Source organism: Streptomyces changanensis, assembly GCF_024600715.1.
In the GTDB taxonomy this organism is placed as follows: domain Bacteria; phylum Actinomycetota; class Actinomycetes; order Streptomycetales; family Streptomycetaceae; genus Streptomyces; species Streptomyces changanensis.
Genome location: NZ_CP102332.1, coordinates 3,627,811 through 3,642,404, shown reverse-complemented (window position 1 = coordinate 3,642,404; position 14,594 = coordinate 3,627,811). Strand labels below are relative to the sequence as shown.

Annotated in this window: 13 protein-coding genes and 1 tRNA gene; 9 read left to right on the top strand and 5 right to left on the bottom strand. The window is 72.4% G+C overall.

Annotated features, from left to right (window positions below; all coding sequences use genetic code 11):
* The first annotated feature begins 28 nt into the window (after positions 1-28).
* A complete protein-coding gene (locus NRO40_RS16240) occupies positions 29-994 on the top strand; it encodes an ArsA family ATPase (protein ID WP_058940834.1) in 966 nt (321 codons plus the stop codon).
* On the top strand, positions 991-2,379 hold the full coding sequence (locus tag NRO40_RS16235; RefSeq protein WP_079046845.1) for an ArsA family ATPase: 1,389 nt from the start codon (positions 991-993) through the stop codon (positions 2,377-2,379). Before NRO40_RS16240 ends, NRO40_RS16235 begins: the two co-directional genes overlap by 4 nt.
* A gap of 172 nt (positions 2,380-2,551) precedes the next feature.
* Here the strand turns inward: NRO40_RS16235 and NRO40_RS16230 are convergent, their stop codons facing one another.
* A complete protein-coding gene (locus NRO40_RS16230) occupies positions 2,552-2,896 on the bottom strand; it encodes a WhiB family transcriptional regulator (RefSeq protein ID WP_058940833.1) in 345 nt (114 codons plus the stop codon).
* A 448-nt stretch (positions 2,897-3,344) separates the two neighbouring features.
* On the opposite strand from NRO40_RS16230, the gene NRO40_RS16225 reads away from it, so the two are divergent.
* The gene (locus NRO40_RS16225; RefSeq protein WP_058940832.1) at positions 3,345-5,597 is read left to right on the top strand and encodes a transglycosylase domain-containing protein; all 2,253 of its coding nucleotides are present in this window, start codon (positions 3,345-3,347) and stop codon (positions 5,595-5,597) included.
* 294 nt (positions 5,598-5,891) lie between these two features.
* On the opposite strand, the gene NRO40_RS16220 is transcribed toward NRO40_RS16225, so the two are convergent.
* Positions 5,892-6,356, bottom strand: a complete 465-nt coding sequence (locus tag NRO40_RS16220; RefSeq protein WP_058940831.1) for a GatB/YqeY domain-containing protein — start codon at positions 6,354-6,356, stop codon at positions 5,892-5,894.
* Positions 6,357-6,443: 87 nt separating this feature from the next.
* On the opposite strand from NRO40_RS16220, the gene NRO40_RS16215 reads away from it, so the two are divergent.
* The gene (locus NRO40_RS16215; protein WP_058940830.1) at positions 6,444-7,370 is read left to right on the top strand and encodes a metallophosphoesterase; all 927 of its coding nucleotides are present in this window, start codon (positions 6,444-6,446) and stop codon (positions 7,368-7,370) included.
* Between the two features lie 97 nt (positions 7,371-7,467).
* Positions 7,468-7,541: transfer RNA gene (locus NRO40_RS16210), tRNA-Pro, on the top strand.
* Between the two features lie 276 nt (positions 7,542-7,817).
* Here the strand turns inward: NRO40_RS16210 and NRO40_RS16205 are convergent.
* The 3 genes from NRO40_RS16205 to NRO40_RS16195 all read right to left on the bottom strand — a co-directional run bounded on the left by NRO40_RS16205 (position 7,818) and on the right by NRO40_RS16195 (position 9,919).
* Positions 7,818-8,930 (bottom strand): SPFH domain-containing protein, encoded by a 1,113-nt coding sequence (locus NRO40_RS16205; protein WP_058940829.1) that lies wholly within the window; start codon positions 8,928-8,930, stop codon positions 7,818-7,820.
* Positions 8,931-8,959: 29 nt separating this feature from the next.
* The gene (locus NRO40_RS16200) at positions 8,960-9,397 is read right to left on the bottom strand and encodes an NfeD family protein (RefSeq protein ID WP_058940828.1); all 438 of its coding nucleotides are present in this window, start codon (positions 9,395-9,397) and stop codon (positions 8,960-8,962) included.
* A 198-nt stretch (positions 9,398-9,595) separates the two neighbouring features.
* Positions 9,596-9,919, bottom strand: a complete 324-nt coding sequence (locus NRO40_RS16195) for a hypothetical protein (protein ID WP_157901791.1) — start codon at positions 9,917-9,919, stop codon at positions 9,596-9,598.
* 298 nt (positions 9,920-10,217) lie between these two features.
* Here NRO40_RS16195 and NRO40_RS16190 point away from each other — a divergent pair, with 298 nt between their 5' ends.
* From NRO40_RS16190 to NRO40_RS16175, 4 genes are all read left to right on the top strand, one after another.
* Positions 10,218-10,910, top strand: coding sequence for an HAD family hydrolase (locus tag NRO40_RS16190; RefSeq protein WP_232790967.1), 693 nt, complete (start codon positions 10,218-10,220; stop codon positions 10,908-10,910).
* Between the two features lie 152 nt (positions 10,911-11,062).
* Complete coding sequence (locus tag NRO40_RS16185) at positions 11,063-11,530, top strand: DUF7144 family membrane protein (protein WP_408057012.1); 468 nt, start codon at positions 11,063-11,065, stop codon at positions 11,528-11,530.
* A 79-nt stretch (positions 11,531-11,609) separates the two neighbouring features.
* A complete protein-coding gene (locus tag NRO40_RS16180) occupies positions 11,610-13,493 on the top strand; it encodes a S9 family peptidase (RefSeq protein WP_232790966.1) in 1,884 nt (627 codons plus the stop codon).
* A gap of 22 nt (positions 13,494-13,515) precedes the next feature.
* Positions 13,516-14,283, top strand: coding sequence for an SURF1 family protein (locus NRO40_RS16175; protein ID WP_058940825.1), 768 nt, complete (start codon positions 13,516-13,518; stop codon positions 14,281-14,283).
* The last annotated feature ends 311 nt before the right edge of the window (positions 14,284-14,594 follow it).

The following is a 14,594-nucleotide window of genomic DNA, read 5'->3' as shown; positions in this document are numbered from 1 at the left end:
CTCCGACGGCACTCGTTACGCTCGCTGTGTGAGCAGGCTCCAGGTCGTCAGCGGCAAGGGCGGTACCGGTAAGACGACGGTCGCCGCCGCCCTCGCGCTCGCCCTCGCGACGGAGGGCAAACGGACCCTCCTCGTGGAGGTCGAAGGCAGACAGGGCATCGCACAGCTCTTCGAGACGGAGGCGCTTCCGTACGAGGAGCGCAAGATCGCCGTCGCACCGGGCGGCGGGGAGGTGTACGCCCTCGCCATCGACGCCGAACGGGCGCTGCTCGACTACCTCCAGATGTTCTACAAACTGGGGGCCGCGGGCCGCGCCCTGAAGAAGCTCGGGGCGATCGACTTCGCGACGACGGTGGCCCCGGGCGTCCGGGACGTCCTCCTCACCGGCAAGGCGTGCGAGGCGGTGCGCCGCAAGGACCGCGAGGGGCGCTTCGTCTACGACCACGTCGTCATGGACGCCCCGCCGACCGGCCGCGTGACGCGTTTCCTGAACGTCAACGACGAGGTGGCGGGGTTGGCCCGGATGGGCCCCATCCACCACCAGGCGCAGGCGGTGATGCGGGTCATCAAGTCCCCGCAGACGGCCGTCCACCTGGTGACCCTCCTGGAGGAGATGCCGGTGCAGGAGACCGCCGACGGCATCGCCGAGCTGCGCGCCGCGGAGCTGCCGGTCGGGGACGTCTTCGTGAACATGGTGCGCCCGCACCTCCTCGACGAGGACGCGGTACGGGCCGCCGCCGGCGACCACCGCGAGGGCGTCGCCCGGGCCCTGGCGGCGGCCGGGGTGGCCCACCCGGAGGAGCTGGTCGGGCCACTGCTCGGCCAGGCCGCGGAGCACGCCCAGCGGGTCGGGCTCGAACGGGAGCAGCGCGAGGTGCTGGCGAAGCAGCAGGTACCGACGTACGAACTGCCGCTGCTCGGCGAGGGCGTGGACCTCGCGGGGTTGTACCACCTGGCGAAGGAACTGCGGAGGAACCTCGGGGTGAGCGCATGACGGCCGCCGGAGCCACACCGACACCGACACCGGCCGGAACCGCGGTGCCGACCACGACACCGGCCGGGGCCTCGGCGCCGGCCACGGAACCGACCCCGACCCCGACCCCGCCGGCGCCCGCGCACCGGCGGCTTGAGGTCGACCGGCTGCTGGACGACCCCGCGACCCGCATCGTCGTGTGCTGCGGCGCCGGCGGCGTCGGGAAGACGACGACGGCGGCGGCGCTGGGGCTGCGGGCGGCCGAGCGGGGCCGCAGGGTGGTCGTGCTGACCATCGATCCCGCGCGCCGGCTGGCGCAGTCGATGGGCATCGAGGAGCTGGACAACGTCCCGCGCCGGGTGGCGGGCGTCGGGGCGGACGCCGGCGGCGAGCTGCACGCGATGATGCTGGACATGAAGCGCACCTTCGACGAGATCGTCGAAGCGCACGCGGATGCGGAGCGCGCCCGCGCGATCCTGGCGAACCCCTTCTACCAGTCCCTGTCGGCCGGCTTCGCGGGCACGCAGGAGTACATGGCGATGGAGAAGCTGGGCCAGCTGCGGGCGCGCGACGAGTGGGACCTGATCGTGGTGGACACGCCGCCGTCCCGGTCGGCGCTGGACTTCCTCGACGCGCCGAGGCGGCTCGGGTCGTTCCTGGACGGCAAGCTCATCAAGGCCCTCATGGCGCCGGCGAGGGTGGGCGGCCGGGCCGGTATGAAGTTCCTCAACGTCGGCATGTCGATGATGACGGGGACGCTGGGCAAGCTGCTGGGCGGTCAGCTGCTGCGGGACGTGCAGACGTTCGTCGCGGCGATGGACACGATGTTCGGCGGGTTCCGCACGCGCGCGGACGCCACGTACCGGCTCCTCCAGGCGCCCGGGACGGCGTTCCTGGTGGTCGCCGCGCCCGAGCGGGACGCACTGCGGGAGGCGGCGTACTTCGTGGAGCGGCTGGCCGCGGACGACATGCCCCTGGAGGGGCTCGTGCTGAACCGGGTGCACGGCAGCGCGGCCACCCGGCTCTCCGCCGAGCGGGCCCTCGCCGCCGCGGAAAATCTTGACGGCGGCCGCATTGTGGATCAGGGGGGCGGGCAGACTCGTCTCGGTGGCCCGACGGCCACCTCCCCCGAGGCCCCCACACCCGAACCGACACCCGGCGTTCCGCCTGCCGTGGCGGAGTTGACGTCCGGGCTCCTGCGCCTGCACGCGGAGCGGATGCAGGTGGTCGCCCGTGAGCAGCTGACGCGCGACCGCTTCACCTCGCTCCACCCGGACGTGCCCGTCGCCGAGGTGGCCGCCCTGCCCGGTGACGTCCACGACCTCGCCGGTCTGCGCGCCGTCGGCGACCGCCTCGCGGCGGAGGGCCCGGCGTCCGGCGACACGCCGGTCGACACGGTCACCTGACGCACCGGCAGCACCCCGAGCCACAGGGGATGACCGGACGGTCCGGCGCCACGACGGCACGGCGGCGACCGGGCGGTCCGGCGGTACGACGGCGTGACAGCGGCACGACGGCGGTACGACGACTGCGCGGCGTGGGCGCCTGGCCTGGGCGGCGCGGCGTGGGCGACGCGGCTCAGCCGACCGCCGCGTACGTCTCGTAGGTCTCGTCGTCGTCCAGTGCGACGGGCAGGATGCCCGCGCTGCGCTCGTACTCCGTGCGCGCGGTCTCCAGGAGCCGCCGCCACGACGTGACGGTCGGCCGGCGGCGCAGCAGGGCGCGGCGCTCGCGCTCCGTCATGCCGCCCCACACGCCGAACTCGACGCGGTTGTCCAGCGCGTCGGCCAGGCACTCGGTCCGCACCGGACACCCGGTGCACACCGCCTTGGCCCTGTTCTGCGCCGCTCCTTGTACGAACAGTTCATCCGGATCCGTAGTGCGGCAGGCCGCCTGCGCACTCCAGTCAGCTACCCAGCCCATGCCGGCGCCGTCCTCTCCCGAATCGAGGCTCCCCCACGGCGGCAGCGGCATATTCACCGCTGCCAGTTGAGGACGTTACGGAAGGTGGGGACGACGCAACACCCCCGTCGGGCCCAATCTTGAATGGCCCGAACGGACTATGCGTCAGCGGCAGATCACCCAGGGGAGTGACCGATAGACATACAAGATGGAATTCTCGAATCAGGGCATTTCCCCCACGCCGCGCAGGGCACAACCTGACACACATCGCGAAAACGGACAGTGACCGGCGCGGATGCTGAACGAGGGGGGTGGGCTCGGGCGTAGTACCAGGGGGTGGCGCCGTGCACGTGCGGAGGGGGTGAGGAGAGGATGCCCTGACCGCGTCACGCGACTGCTGTGACGGTTGTGACCAGCTTAGGCCAAGGCATATACACGTGTCCGGCGATTGAGAACGTAGGCTTCGTCCATGCCACAGAACCGCTCGGGCGGGGGTCTGACCGCGACCCAGCAGGCCGCCAAGTTCCTCGGTGTCAGCGTGCTCTCCGGAGTCGTCCTCGCCGGCATCGCCATGCCCGCGGCGGGTGCCCTGGGCCTCGCGGCCAAGGGGACGGTCCAGGGGTTCGACGAGATCCCGGCCAACATGAAGAGGCCACCGCTGAGCCAGCGCACCCAGATCCTCGACTCCGAGGGCGGGCTCATCGCGACGGTCTACTCGCGCGACCGCAAGGTGGTCCCGCTCGAGGACATCTCGCCGTACATGCAGAAGGCGATCGTCGCGATCGAGGACTCGCGCTTCTACGAACACGGCGCCGTCGACCTGAAGGGCGTCCTGCGCGCGGTCAACCGCAACGCCCAGGAGGGCGGGGTCGCCCAGGGCGCCTCCACCCTGACCCAGCAGTACGTCAAGAACGTCTTCGTCGAGGAGGCCGGCGACGACCGCGACAAGTTCGCGCAGGCCACCCAGCAGACCCTGGGCCGCAAGATCCAGGAGCTGAAGTACGCGATCCAGGTCGAGAAGGAGCTCGGGAAGAAGACGATCCTCGAGAACTACCTCAACATCACCTTCTTCGGGCAGCAGGCGTACGGCATCGAGTCCGCCTCGCAGCGCTACTTCTCCAAGCGCGCCAAGGACCTCACCCTGGGCGAGGCGGCCATGCTCGCCGGTCTCGTCCAGTCGCCGAGCCGGTACGACCCGGTCAACGACGCGCAGGAGGCCACCAAGCGCCGCAACACCGTCCTGGAGCGCATGGCCACCGTCGGCGACATCAGCCGCGCGGAGGCCGAGCGGGCGAAGGCCGAGCCGATCAAGCTGAACGTGACCCGGCCGAAGAACGGCTGCATCACCGCCCGCGACGGCGCCGGCTTCTTCTGCGACTACGTCCGCGAGGTCTTCCTCTCGAACCCGGTCTTCGGCAAGTCCCGCGAGGAGCGCGCCAAGGTCTGGAACCGCGGCGGCCTCACCATCCGGACCACGCTCGACCCGCAGGCGCAGAAGTCCGCCCAGGACTCGATCAAGGAGCACGTCCACCAGGACGACAAGGTCGCCACGGCCGTCACCATGGTCCAGCCCGGCACCGGCAAGATCCTGGCGATGGGCCAGTCGAAGCCCTACGGCTTCGACAAGAACGAGACGCAGATCAACTACTCGGTCAACAAGGGCATGGGCGGCTCCAACTACGGCTTCCCGACCGGCTCGACCTTCAAGCCGTTCGTCGCGGCGGCCGCCCTGGAGCAGGGCAAGCCGGCGTGGCAGGTCTACCCGTCGCCGTACAAGATGCCGTACCCGGACTCGGTGCAGTCGTGCAGCGGCACGCCCTGGCGGAACGTCGGCGGGGACACCGTCGAGAACGAGAACGAGTCGGAGGTCGGCCCGTACGACCTGCGGGACGCCATGGCGAAGTCGGTCAACACCTACTTCGTGCAGATGCTCGGCGAGATCGGCATGTGCCCGGTCGTGGAGATGACCGACAAGCTGGGCGTCGTCATGGGCGACGACGAGAAGCTGCCCGAGAAGCCGTCCGCGCTGACCCTGGGCTCCCAGGGCATGTCGCCGCTGACCATGGCCGGCGCGTACGCGACCTTCGCCAACCGCGGCACGTACTGCACGCCGACGGCCATCGAGTCGATCAGGACCACCGAGGGCAAGAACCTGCGGGTGCCGCGGTCCAAGTGCCAGCGGGCCATGAGCGAGCGGACCGCCGACACCATCAACACCCTGCTGCGCGGTGTGATCGACTCCGGTACGGGCCAGGAGGCCGGCCTGGAGTCGCGTGACAGCGCCGGCAAGACCGGTACGACGGACAGCCGGCGCAACGCCTGGTTCGTGGGCTACACGCCGAACCTCTCCGGCGCCGTCTGGGTGGGCAGCCCCACCCAGGAGGTGAAGATGGAGTACATCACCATCGGCGGCCGGTACCACGACAAGGTCTTCGGTGGCCGGGTCCCCGGCCCGATCTGGAAGGACGCCGTGGCGGGCGCCCTGGAGGGCCACCCCGCGCCGGACTTCGCCAGCGTCCCGATCGGCGGCCCGCAGCAGCCCCAGGTCCCGGGCAAGCCCGGCGACGACAAGCCGGGGCGCACGGGCGGCGGCGGCAACGAGCCCTTCCCCGGCATCTCCTTCCCGTCGGACCTGCTGAGCGGCGGGAACGGGAACGGCAACGGCAATGGCAACGGGAACGGCAACGGCAACGGCCGCCCGGGTGGCGGCGGCGACCGCTGACCCACCGACGTGGGTGAGGGCGTCCACCCCGCGGGGTGGACGCCCTCACCCATGTTCCGGCCACACACCCGGGCCGCGCGTCCCGGCACGGGCCGCGCGTCCCGGCGCACACCGGCTGGCGCGGCGGCACGGGCCACGGGCCCCTGGCCCGCATTCACCGAGCCACGGGCCCTGAGCCCGCAGGCCGGAGCGCCCGGAGCCCCGAGCCCGCAGAGACTGGGGTGCACCGGAGCTCTCAGCCCTCAGAGCCCACAAGGCCGCAGCGCCCGGAGTCCAGGCTCGTGGTCGAGCCCCTCAGCCGGCGAGGAGCTGCTTGACCGCCGTGGCCACCCGGCCGCCCTCGGCCCGGCCCGCCACCTTCGGGTTCACGATCTTCATCACGGCGCCCATCGCACGCGGCCCCTCGGCCCCGCCGGCCCTGGCCTCCTCGACGGCCTGCGCGACGATCTCCCGCAGCTCCTCGTCCGTCAGTTGCCTGGGCAGGTACGCGTCGAGGACGACACCCTCCGCCTGCTCCCGCTCGGCCTGCTCGGTACGACCGCCCGCGGTGAACGCCTCGGCCGCCTCACGGCGCTTCTTCGCCTCCTTGGCGATCACCTTCTGCACCTCGTCGTCGGAGAGTTCGCGCGCCTGCTTGCCCGCGACCTCCTCCTTCGTGATGGCGGCGAGCGTCAGCCGGAGGGTCGAGGAGCGGAGCTCGTCACGCGCCCTGATCGCCTCCGTGAGGTCTTCCTGCAACTTGGACTTGAGCGTGGTCATGCGGCAAGCATGACAGGTGCGCTCCCGCGCCCGCCCGCCCATTTCCCGGGCGTCGCGGCCCCTTCCGCGGTCTGCGACCATGGACCCATGCGCGCGCGATACGGAGTACCCCTCGGCATCACTGCACTGGGCGCGGCCGGCGTGGCCTACGCCGCCGGTTTCGAAGCCCGATCCTTCCGACTCCGACGGGTGTCCGTCCCCGTCCTGCCGCGCGGCGCGAACCCGTTGAGGGTCCTCCAGGTCTCCGACATCCACATGGTGTGCGGCCAGCGCAAGAAGCAGCGCTGGCTCCGGTCCCTGGCCGGGCTGCGCCCCGACCTCGTCGTCAACACCGGGGACAACCTCTCCGACCCGGACGGCGTGCCGGAGCTCCTGGACGCCCTCGGGCCGCTGATGGACTTCCCCGGGGTGTACGTCTTCGGCTCCAACGACTACTACGGTCCCAAGCTCCGCAACCCGGCCCGCTACCTCTTCGAGAAGCTCCAGGGCCGCCACGGCCTCAACGGCAACCCGCCGGCGGTCGGCGCCGTCCACAACCCGTGGGAGGGCATCCGCGACGCCTTCGACGCGGCGGGCTGGCTGGACCTGACCAATGCGCGCGGCCGGCTGAAGGTGGAGGGCCTGGAGCTCGCGTTCACCGGCCTGGACGACCCGCACATCAAGCGGGACCGGTACGAGAAGGTCGCGGGCGGCCCGGAGGCGGACGCCGACCTCTCCGTGGGCGTCGTCCACGCCCCGTACCTGCGCTCCCTGGACGCCTTCACCGCCGACGGCTACCCACTGGTACTCGCCGGCCACACCCACGGCGGCCAGCTGTGCGTCCCCTTCTACGGGGCGCTCGTCACCAACTGCGACATCGACACGGACCGCGCGAAGGGCCTCTCCACCCACCGCGCCGGCGGTCGCACGGCCTACCTCCACGTCTCGGCGGGCTGCGGCACCAACCGCTACACCCCGGTCCGCTTCGCCTGCCCCCCGGAGGCGACCCTGCTGACCCTGACCCCCCGCGACTGACCCCCGCGTCACCGCCCGCCGGCCCCGCCGAAACCGGATTTCGTCTCCGGGCGCCGGTGGGCTAAAGTAAACGACGTCGCCAGGACACCGGTGACATCGGGGTGTAGCGCAGCTTGGCAGCGCGCTTCGTTCGGGACGAAGAGGTCGTGGGTTCAAATCCCGCCACCCCGACAGCTGAAACACAGGTCAGGGGCCTGATCCGCGAGAGCGGGTCAGGCCCCTGAGTGTTTTCCGGGGTCGTCTTGGCCGTCTTCGTCGTCTGGGAGTCGCCGGCGAGCCGGTCGGTCGGGTCGAGGCCGGTGGCCCGTGCCGGAAGCCGGAGAGCGCCTTGCGAGGGAGTTCGTTCCGCCGGTGGCCGGTACGGCGACGCAGCCGGACCTCGCTCCGGGGTGGGTGGGCGGCCTGCCGCACGTGGCCACGTCGGATGGCCGGCCCTCGCCGTCGGGGTCAACCGCCGGGCGTCTGCCCCCGGCCCGGCAGCTGCGGCGTGCTCGCGGCCTCGGCCTCGGCCTTCGCGTCGCTCACTACGGCGGCGGCCTGCTTCGCGACCTCGTCAGCAGCCGCGGCAGCGTCGAGCGAGAGCGTCGAGCCCGCCTCGTGCCCCGGCGCCGCCCCGCCCTCGTCCGGCGCTCCGTCGGCTCGGGCGGTGCCCGCCTCCTCCGGCTGGCCGGCTCCGGGGAGGCCCATCGCCGACCGGTCGCCGAACGCGCTGGTGACGGTGCGAACGGCCTCGGTCAGCTCGCCTGGGATCACCCAGAACGTGTTGTTGTCGCTCTTCGCCAGGTGCGGGAGGGTCTCGAGGTACTTGTAGGCCAGGATCTTCGCGTCGGCGTTGTTGCGATGGACGGCTTGGAAGACGCGCTCCACCGCCTTCGCCTCGCCGTCCGCCCGCAGGATCATGGCTTGCTGCGTGCCCTGTGCTTCCAGGATGTCCTTCTGCTTCGTGCCCTCCGCAGTGAGGATCTTGGCCTGCCGCTCGCCTTCGGCGTGCAGGATGGCCGCGCGCTTGTCCCGCTCGGCCCGCATCTGCTTCTCCATCGCTTCCTTGATCGTGTGCGGTGGGTCGATGGCCTTGATCTCCACCCGGTTGACCCGGATCCCCCATTTGCCGGTGGCGTCGTCGAGGACGGTGCGGAGCCGGAAGTTGATCTCCTCGCGTGAGGTGAGCGTCTGCTCCAGGTCCATGGATCCGATGACGTTCCGCAGCGTGGTCACGGTGAGCTGGTCGATCGCCTGCAGGTAGTCGGCCACCTCGTAGGCCGCGGCCCGCGGGTCGGTGATCTGGTAATAGAGCACGGCGTCGATGTTCACCACGAGATTGTCCTCGGTGATCACCGGTTTGGGATCGGACGAATACACCTGCTCGCGCACATCGAGTTTGGTGTTGACTCGGTCCGCCACCGGCAGGACGAAATTCAGGCCGGGTTGCAGCGTCCGGCGATACCGGCCGAACCGCTCGATGTTGTAGCGACGCGCCTGCGGGACGATCCGCACCGTGGCGGCGACGAGAAAGACGACGACGATCGCCGCCACGAGAATCGGGATGACAACCGGATCCACAATTCCTCCGTCGGGACGTGTTCAGCCGTTCACGGAAGCAGCTCGCGCGGGTAGACCACAGCCGTGGCGCCCTCGATCTCCATGATGTCCACCAGCGTGCCCACCGGGATCACCTGGCTCTCGTCGAGGGCACGAGCGGTCCAATCCTCACCGGATACCCTGATCAGGCCGTGCGTCGCGGTCACCTCCTGCGTGACCTCGGCCCGCTTGCCGATCAGCGCGTCGCTGCCCTCGCTCGTGAGGGGCCCCTGTGCCATATGCCGCAGCGCCACGGGACGGACGAGGACGAGTCCCGCCGCCGCCGCCACCCCGAACGCGACGAGCTGGCCGAAAAGGCCGATGCCCACACCGGCGACCACGGCGGCGACCAGTGCGGCGCCCGCCAGCAACCCGAAAACCAGCGTCAGGGTAAAGAACTCCGCGGCACCGAGCGCCGCGGCGGCGAGCAGCCATACGAACCACGGCATCGAATCAGCCTCCCTCAGGGGACTTATCCACCAATGTACTCCGCGGAATCGGGGCAGTCTCGACTTGTCCTATCGGCTCCGCGCTCGCGGGCAAGCGACCCGTCAGCCGCGTCCGGTGCCTCCCGGCAATGCACCTGAGCTCGTGCCCATGAAGGGACAGCCGCACGACGAACCGGTCTTCATACGCTCCCGCGCTCACTACCACCACAACCGGCGGGACCCGGTCGGCAGGCTCATCGCGGCGGCGCTGTTCGCGTCGGGCTGGTCGCTCCACGACCAGTACGACGGGAGCTGCTGAAGCAAGGTGAGCTCCGCGGCGCGGTGCACGCGGCGGCCGAGGACATGGAGGCGAAGCCCATGAATGAGGCGTCCCTCGCCTTCCGGGGGTACGAGGGCCTGATCCGCGATGCCCTCCACGCCGGCGGCGGAGGCCCGGAGTTCGGTGCCGTCGTCACGGCGGGCGGCGAGGAAGGCGCCGGTGACGGCGCGGGATCCGACCGGTTCGATCTCGACACCGGACACCACCGCGGTCTATTGCATGTCCGTCTGCCCACCGCGCCCGGAGCGTTCCCCGGACCCCCGCTCGCCCGACCGCGAGATCGCCCTGGCCGCGGAGGTCGAGCAGGGCGGTTGCCGATGCGGACCCGGCCGTCACAAGGCCGCCCGCCCTCCGGGCTCCGGGCTCCGGGCTCCGGGCTCCGGGCTCCGGGCTCCGGACGCCCGGCTCGTGGCCGGGGCGGGCATCGGGTCCGGCCGGCCTATCGCGCCGCCCACTCCCGGCGGAGTGTCTGGGGGTGCGGGAGGCGGGCAGGCGGGGGTGATGGGCACTGACGTGTTGGCCAAGATCATGGACGCGGCGCAGGGACTGCTGGTCGACTTCGACGGGCCGGTGTGCGACGTCTTCGGCGGGCGGTCGGCGGCGGTCGCGGAGCGGCTGGTGGAGGTCGTCGCCCGGCGGGACCCCGCGCTGGCGGCGGAGCTGGCGGGGGTCGGGGACCCGGTCGAGGTCGTGCGGCGGGTGCACGCGGAGGACGCCGGGCTCGGGTGCGAGGTGGAGGAGGCGCTCACCGCGGCCGAGGTCGCGGCCGTGGAGGTCGCGGGTGATCCGACGCCGGGGGCGGTCGCCGTGCTGGAGGGGGCCCGGGACGCGGGGCGGCGGATCGCGGTCGTCGGCGACACCTCCGCCGCGTGCATGCGGGCCTTCCTCGACCGGCACGGGTTGTCGTCGTACGTGCTCCACGTCGTGGGCCGGCCGGAACGGCAGCCGGAGCTCACGAAGCCGAACCCGTACCCGCTCATCACGGCCGCGGAGCAGCTCGGCCTGGACGTGACCCTGTGCGCGCTGATCGGCGACTCCGTCACGGACGTCCGGGCCGCGCACGCGGTCGGTGCGGTCGCGGTCGGGTACGCGGACGGGCCGGATCGGCGGCAGGCGCTCGTCGACGCCGGGGCGGAGGCCGTCGTCGGGGAGATGCGGGTCATCGCGGAGGCCATGCCCGCCCCGTCCGACTAGGGGCGGAGGCGGTGGAGGCGGTGCCGGCGCCCGGGTAGCGGCACCGGGCCGGGGGTTGTCGCCCGGACGGGGGGCTTCGGGTCGCCGGGCGGTGGCGCGCGCCGCAGGCTGCTCGTACACGCGACCGGACGGTACGACGAGAGGGCACGGCGATGAGCGACTCAGCGGGTCACCGGCACGATGCGGCCCCGGGGCACCCCCGCGCCCGGCACCAGGGCGGCGCCCCGGCCGCGTCCGGGGGCGCCTGGGCGTCCGCGGGGACCATGTTCGCCGGGGTGCTCCTGCTCGTGCAGGGGGTGCTCGGGATGCTGCAGGGCATCGTGGGCATCGCCGAGGACGACGTGTACGGGGTCCTCGGCAACTACGTCTTCAAGTTCAACACCACCGCGTGGGGCTGGATCCACCTCGTCCTCGGGCTGCTCCTCGCGGTGATCGGCTGGGGCATCCTGCGCGGGGCTTCCTGGGCCAGGGTGGCTGGTGTGGCGCTCGCCTCGCTGGCCGTGATCGTCAACTTCGTCTGGCTGCCCTACCAGCCGGTCTGGGGCTTCATCAGCATCGCGATCGGGGTGTTCGTCATCTGGGCGCTGTGCTCGACGGACCCGGTACCCGGCACTCGCTGAACCGCGCTGGTGGCGGCCCTGTGGACAGGTTGTCCACAGGCCCGGCGGGATGTCGGCCGGACGGTCCATGATGGACGGCATGACTGAGCCGAGCGACGTACCGACGAAGCAGACCCCGCCCGCCGGCGGGCCCGACGTGCCGGACTGGGAGAAGCGGTTCCGCGCGCCGCGGCTCTCCCTGCCGGAGTGGGCGTTCGACGCGCCGCACCGGGCGCTCTTCGTGTCGAACGCGACCGGGACGTACGAGCTGTACGCCTGGGACCGGGAGACCGGCGGACAGCGGCAGGTGACGGACCGGGCGAACGGCACGACGGACGGCGTCCTCTCCCCGGACGGCGAGTGGATCTGGTGGTTCGCCGACACCGACGGCGACGAGTTCGGGGTGTGGATGCGGCAGCCGTTCGCCGGCGGGGCGGACGAACCGGCCGTGCCCGGGCTGGCGCCGTCGTATCCGGCGGGCCTGGCCGTCGGGCGGGACGGGACCACGGTCGTCGGCCGGTCCACGGAGGAGGAGGGCACCACCCTCCACGTGGTCCGCCCCGGGCAGGAGCCCGTGGAGATCTACCGGCACCGCGAGTCCGCCGGCGTCGGCGACCTGTCGCACGACGGGACGCTGGTCGCCATCGAGCACACAGAGCACGGCGACGCGACGCACGCGGCGCTGCGCGTGGTACGGCTCGCCGACGCCGCCGGCGCCTCGGGCGCCCCGCCCGTGACGCAGGTGGCGGAGCTCGACGACACCAAGGGCGGTACGCAGCCGCTGGGCCTGGCGGTGCTCGGCTTCGCACCGGTCGACGGGGACACCCGGCTGCTCGTGGGGCACCAGCGGCGCGGCCGGTGGGAGCCGATGGTCTGGGACGTGGCGTCCGGGGTGGAGACGGACCTCGACCTGGACCTGCCGGGCGACGTGAGTGCCGAGTGGTACCCGGACGGGTCGGGGCTGCTGGTCGTCCACAGCTTCGAGGCGCGCAGCGACCTGTGGCGGTACGACCTGGCGACGCGCCGGCTGTCGCGGGTCGACACTCCGACCGGTTCCGTGTCGGACGCGACGGCCCGCCCGGACGGCGAGGTCGAGTACCTGTGGTCGTCGGCCGCGACGCCGCCGGAGGTGAGGTCGACGTCGGGTGCGGTCGTGCTGGACCCGCCCGGGATGCGGGCGCCCGGGTCCGTCGCCGTGGAGGACGTGTGGGTGGAGGGCCCCGGTGGCCGCGTCCACGCGCTGGTCCATCGGCCGGCGGGGGTGGCCGGCCCGCTGCCGACGGTGTTCGACATCCACGGCGGCCCCACCTGGCACTACAGCGACGCGTTCGCCGCCGGCCCCGCCGCGTGGGTGGACCACGGGTACGCGGTGGTCCGGGTCAACTACCGCGGCTCCACCGGATACGGCCGGGAGTGGACGGACGCGCTCCGGCACCGGGTCGGGCTCATCGAGCTGGAGGACATCGCGGCCGTCCGGGAGTGGGCCGTCTCGTCGGGTCTCGCCGACCCGGAGCGGCTGGTGCTGGCCGGTGGTTCGTGGGGCGGCTACCTGACCCTGCTGGGTCTGGGCACACAGCCCGACGCGTGGGCGGTGGGCATCGCCGACGTGCCGGTCGCCGACTACGTCACGGCGTACCACGACCAGATGGAGGCGCTGCGGCCGCTCGACCGGACGCTCTTCGGCGGCTCCCCGGAGGAGGTGCCCGAGCGGTGGGCGGCGTCGAACCCGCTGAGTTACGTGGACGCGGTGCGGGCGCCCGTGTACATCGCGGCGGGCGTCAACGACCCGCGCTGCCCGATCCGGCAGGTGGAGAACTACGTGGACCGGCTCGCGGCCCGCGGCGCGGTCCACGAGGTGTACCGGTACGAGGCGGGGCACGGCTCGCTGGTGGTGGAGGAACGGATCAAGCAACTGCGCCAGGAGATCGAGTTCGCGGCCCGGCACCTGGCCACCGTGAGCGGGACCCGGCCGGACGGGGGGTGAGGTCGTTCCGTACCGTGGAGGGGTGTACCGGTTCCTGACGACCCCCCGCTGGTGGGGGATCAACGTCTTCGTGCTGCTGGCGATCCCGTTCTGCCTGTTCATGGGGATCTGGCAGCTGGGCAGGTTCGAGGACCGCGTCGACTCGCACCAGGAGGCCGAGAAGCGCCCGGCCGTCCAGGCGGCCGAGGCGCCGGCGCCGCTGGCGGAGTTGCTGCCGGTGGACAAGGAGACGTCGGGACGTCAGGCCGTGGTCAGCGGCCGGTACGGGAAGCAGTTCCTCGTGCCGGGGCGCGAGCTGGACGGCAGGACCGGTTCCTACGTGCTGACGTTGCTGCACACCTCCGAGGACAAGGCCCTGCCGGTGGTGCGGGGCTGGCTGCCGAAGGGTGCCGCCGCCCCGGCGCCGCCCGTCGGCGAGGTCACCGTGACGGGGGCGCTCCAGGCGTCGGAGAGCCCCGGCTCGAAGGGCGTCCACGCGGCGGGCGGGCTTCCGGAGGGCCAGCTCGGCATCATCAGCGCGGCGTCCCTCGTCAACCTGGTGCCGGACGAGGTGTACGACGCGTGGGTGACCCTCGCACGCTCCCCGTCCGGGCTCACCCCGGTGCCCGCGGCGGCGGCCACGGGCACGGGGCTGGACATCAAGGCGTTCCAGAATCTCGGCTACACGGGTGAGTGGTTCGTGTTCGCGGGGTTCGTGCTGTTCATGTGGTTCCGCCTCGTCCGCCGCGAGGCGGAGGCGGAACGGGACCGCGCGCTGGGCCTGGAACCGGAGAGCCAGGGCATCGGCTGATCCCGCCCGGGCCCGAGCCCGAGCTTCGGCGGGCGTTGGGTCACCTGGGCTGGGCGGGCGCTGGGTCGCCCGGGCTGGGCGGGCGTGGGGCCGGCCGGGGGCTGGCAGGCGTTGCGCTGACCGGGGCGTGGATGGGCGTCGGGTCGGCCGGGGCTCGAGGCATGGAGCCGGCCGGGACGCGGATGGTGGTCGGGGCGGCCGGGACGTGGATGGGCGTTGAGCCGGCGGCAGCGCGGCTGGGGGGTTGAGCTGGCGTCAGCGCGGCTGGGGGTTGAGCCGGCCCGAGCATGGGGGCGGCCGTCGCGTCTCCG

Excerpts from the sequence above, each read along its gene's own strand:
- NRO40_RS16235 (WP_079046845.1), top strand. The coding sequence starts at position 991 with ATGACGGCCGCCGGAGCCACACCGACACCGACACCGGCCGGAACCGCG.
- NRO40_RS16230 (WP_058940833.1), bottom strand. The coding sequence starts at position 2,896 with ATGGGCTGGGTAGCTGACTGGAGTGCGCAGGCGGCCTGCCGCACTACG.
- NRO40_RS16225 (WP_058940832.1), top strand. The coding sequence starts at position 3,345 with ATGCCACAGAACCGCTCGGGCGGGGGTCTGACCGCGACCCAGCAGGCC.
- NRO40_RS16220 (WP_058940831.1), bottom strand. The coding sequence starts at position 6,356 with ATGACCACGCTCAAGTCCAAGTTGCAGGAAGACCTCACGGAGGCGATC.
- NRO40_RS16215 (WP_058940830.1), top strand. The coding sequence starts at position 6,444 with ATGCGCGCGCGATACGGAGTACCCCTCGGCATCACTGCACTGGGCGCG.
- NRO40_RS16200 (WP_058940828.1), bottom strand. The coding sequence starts at position 9,397 with ATGCCGTGGTTCGTATGGCTGCTCGCCGCCGCGGCGCTCGGTGCCGCG.
- NRO40_RS16190 (WP_232790967.1), top strand. The coding sequence starts at position 10,218 with ATGGGCACTGACGTGTTGGCCAAGATCATGGACGCGGCGCAGGGACTG.
- NRO40_RS16185 (WP_408057012.1), top strand. The coding sequence starts at position 11,063 with ATGAGCGACTCAGCGGGTCACCGGCACGATGCGGCCCCGGGGCACCCC.
- NRO40_RS16180 (WP_232790966.1), top strand. The coding sequence starts at position 11,610 with ATGACTGAGCCGAGCGACGTACCGACGAAGCAGACCCCGCCCGCCGGC.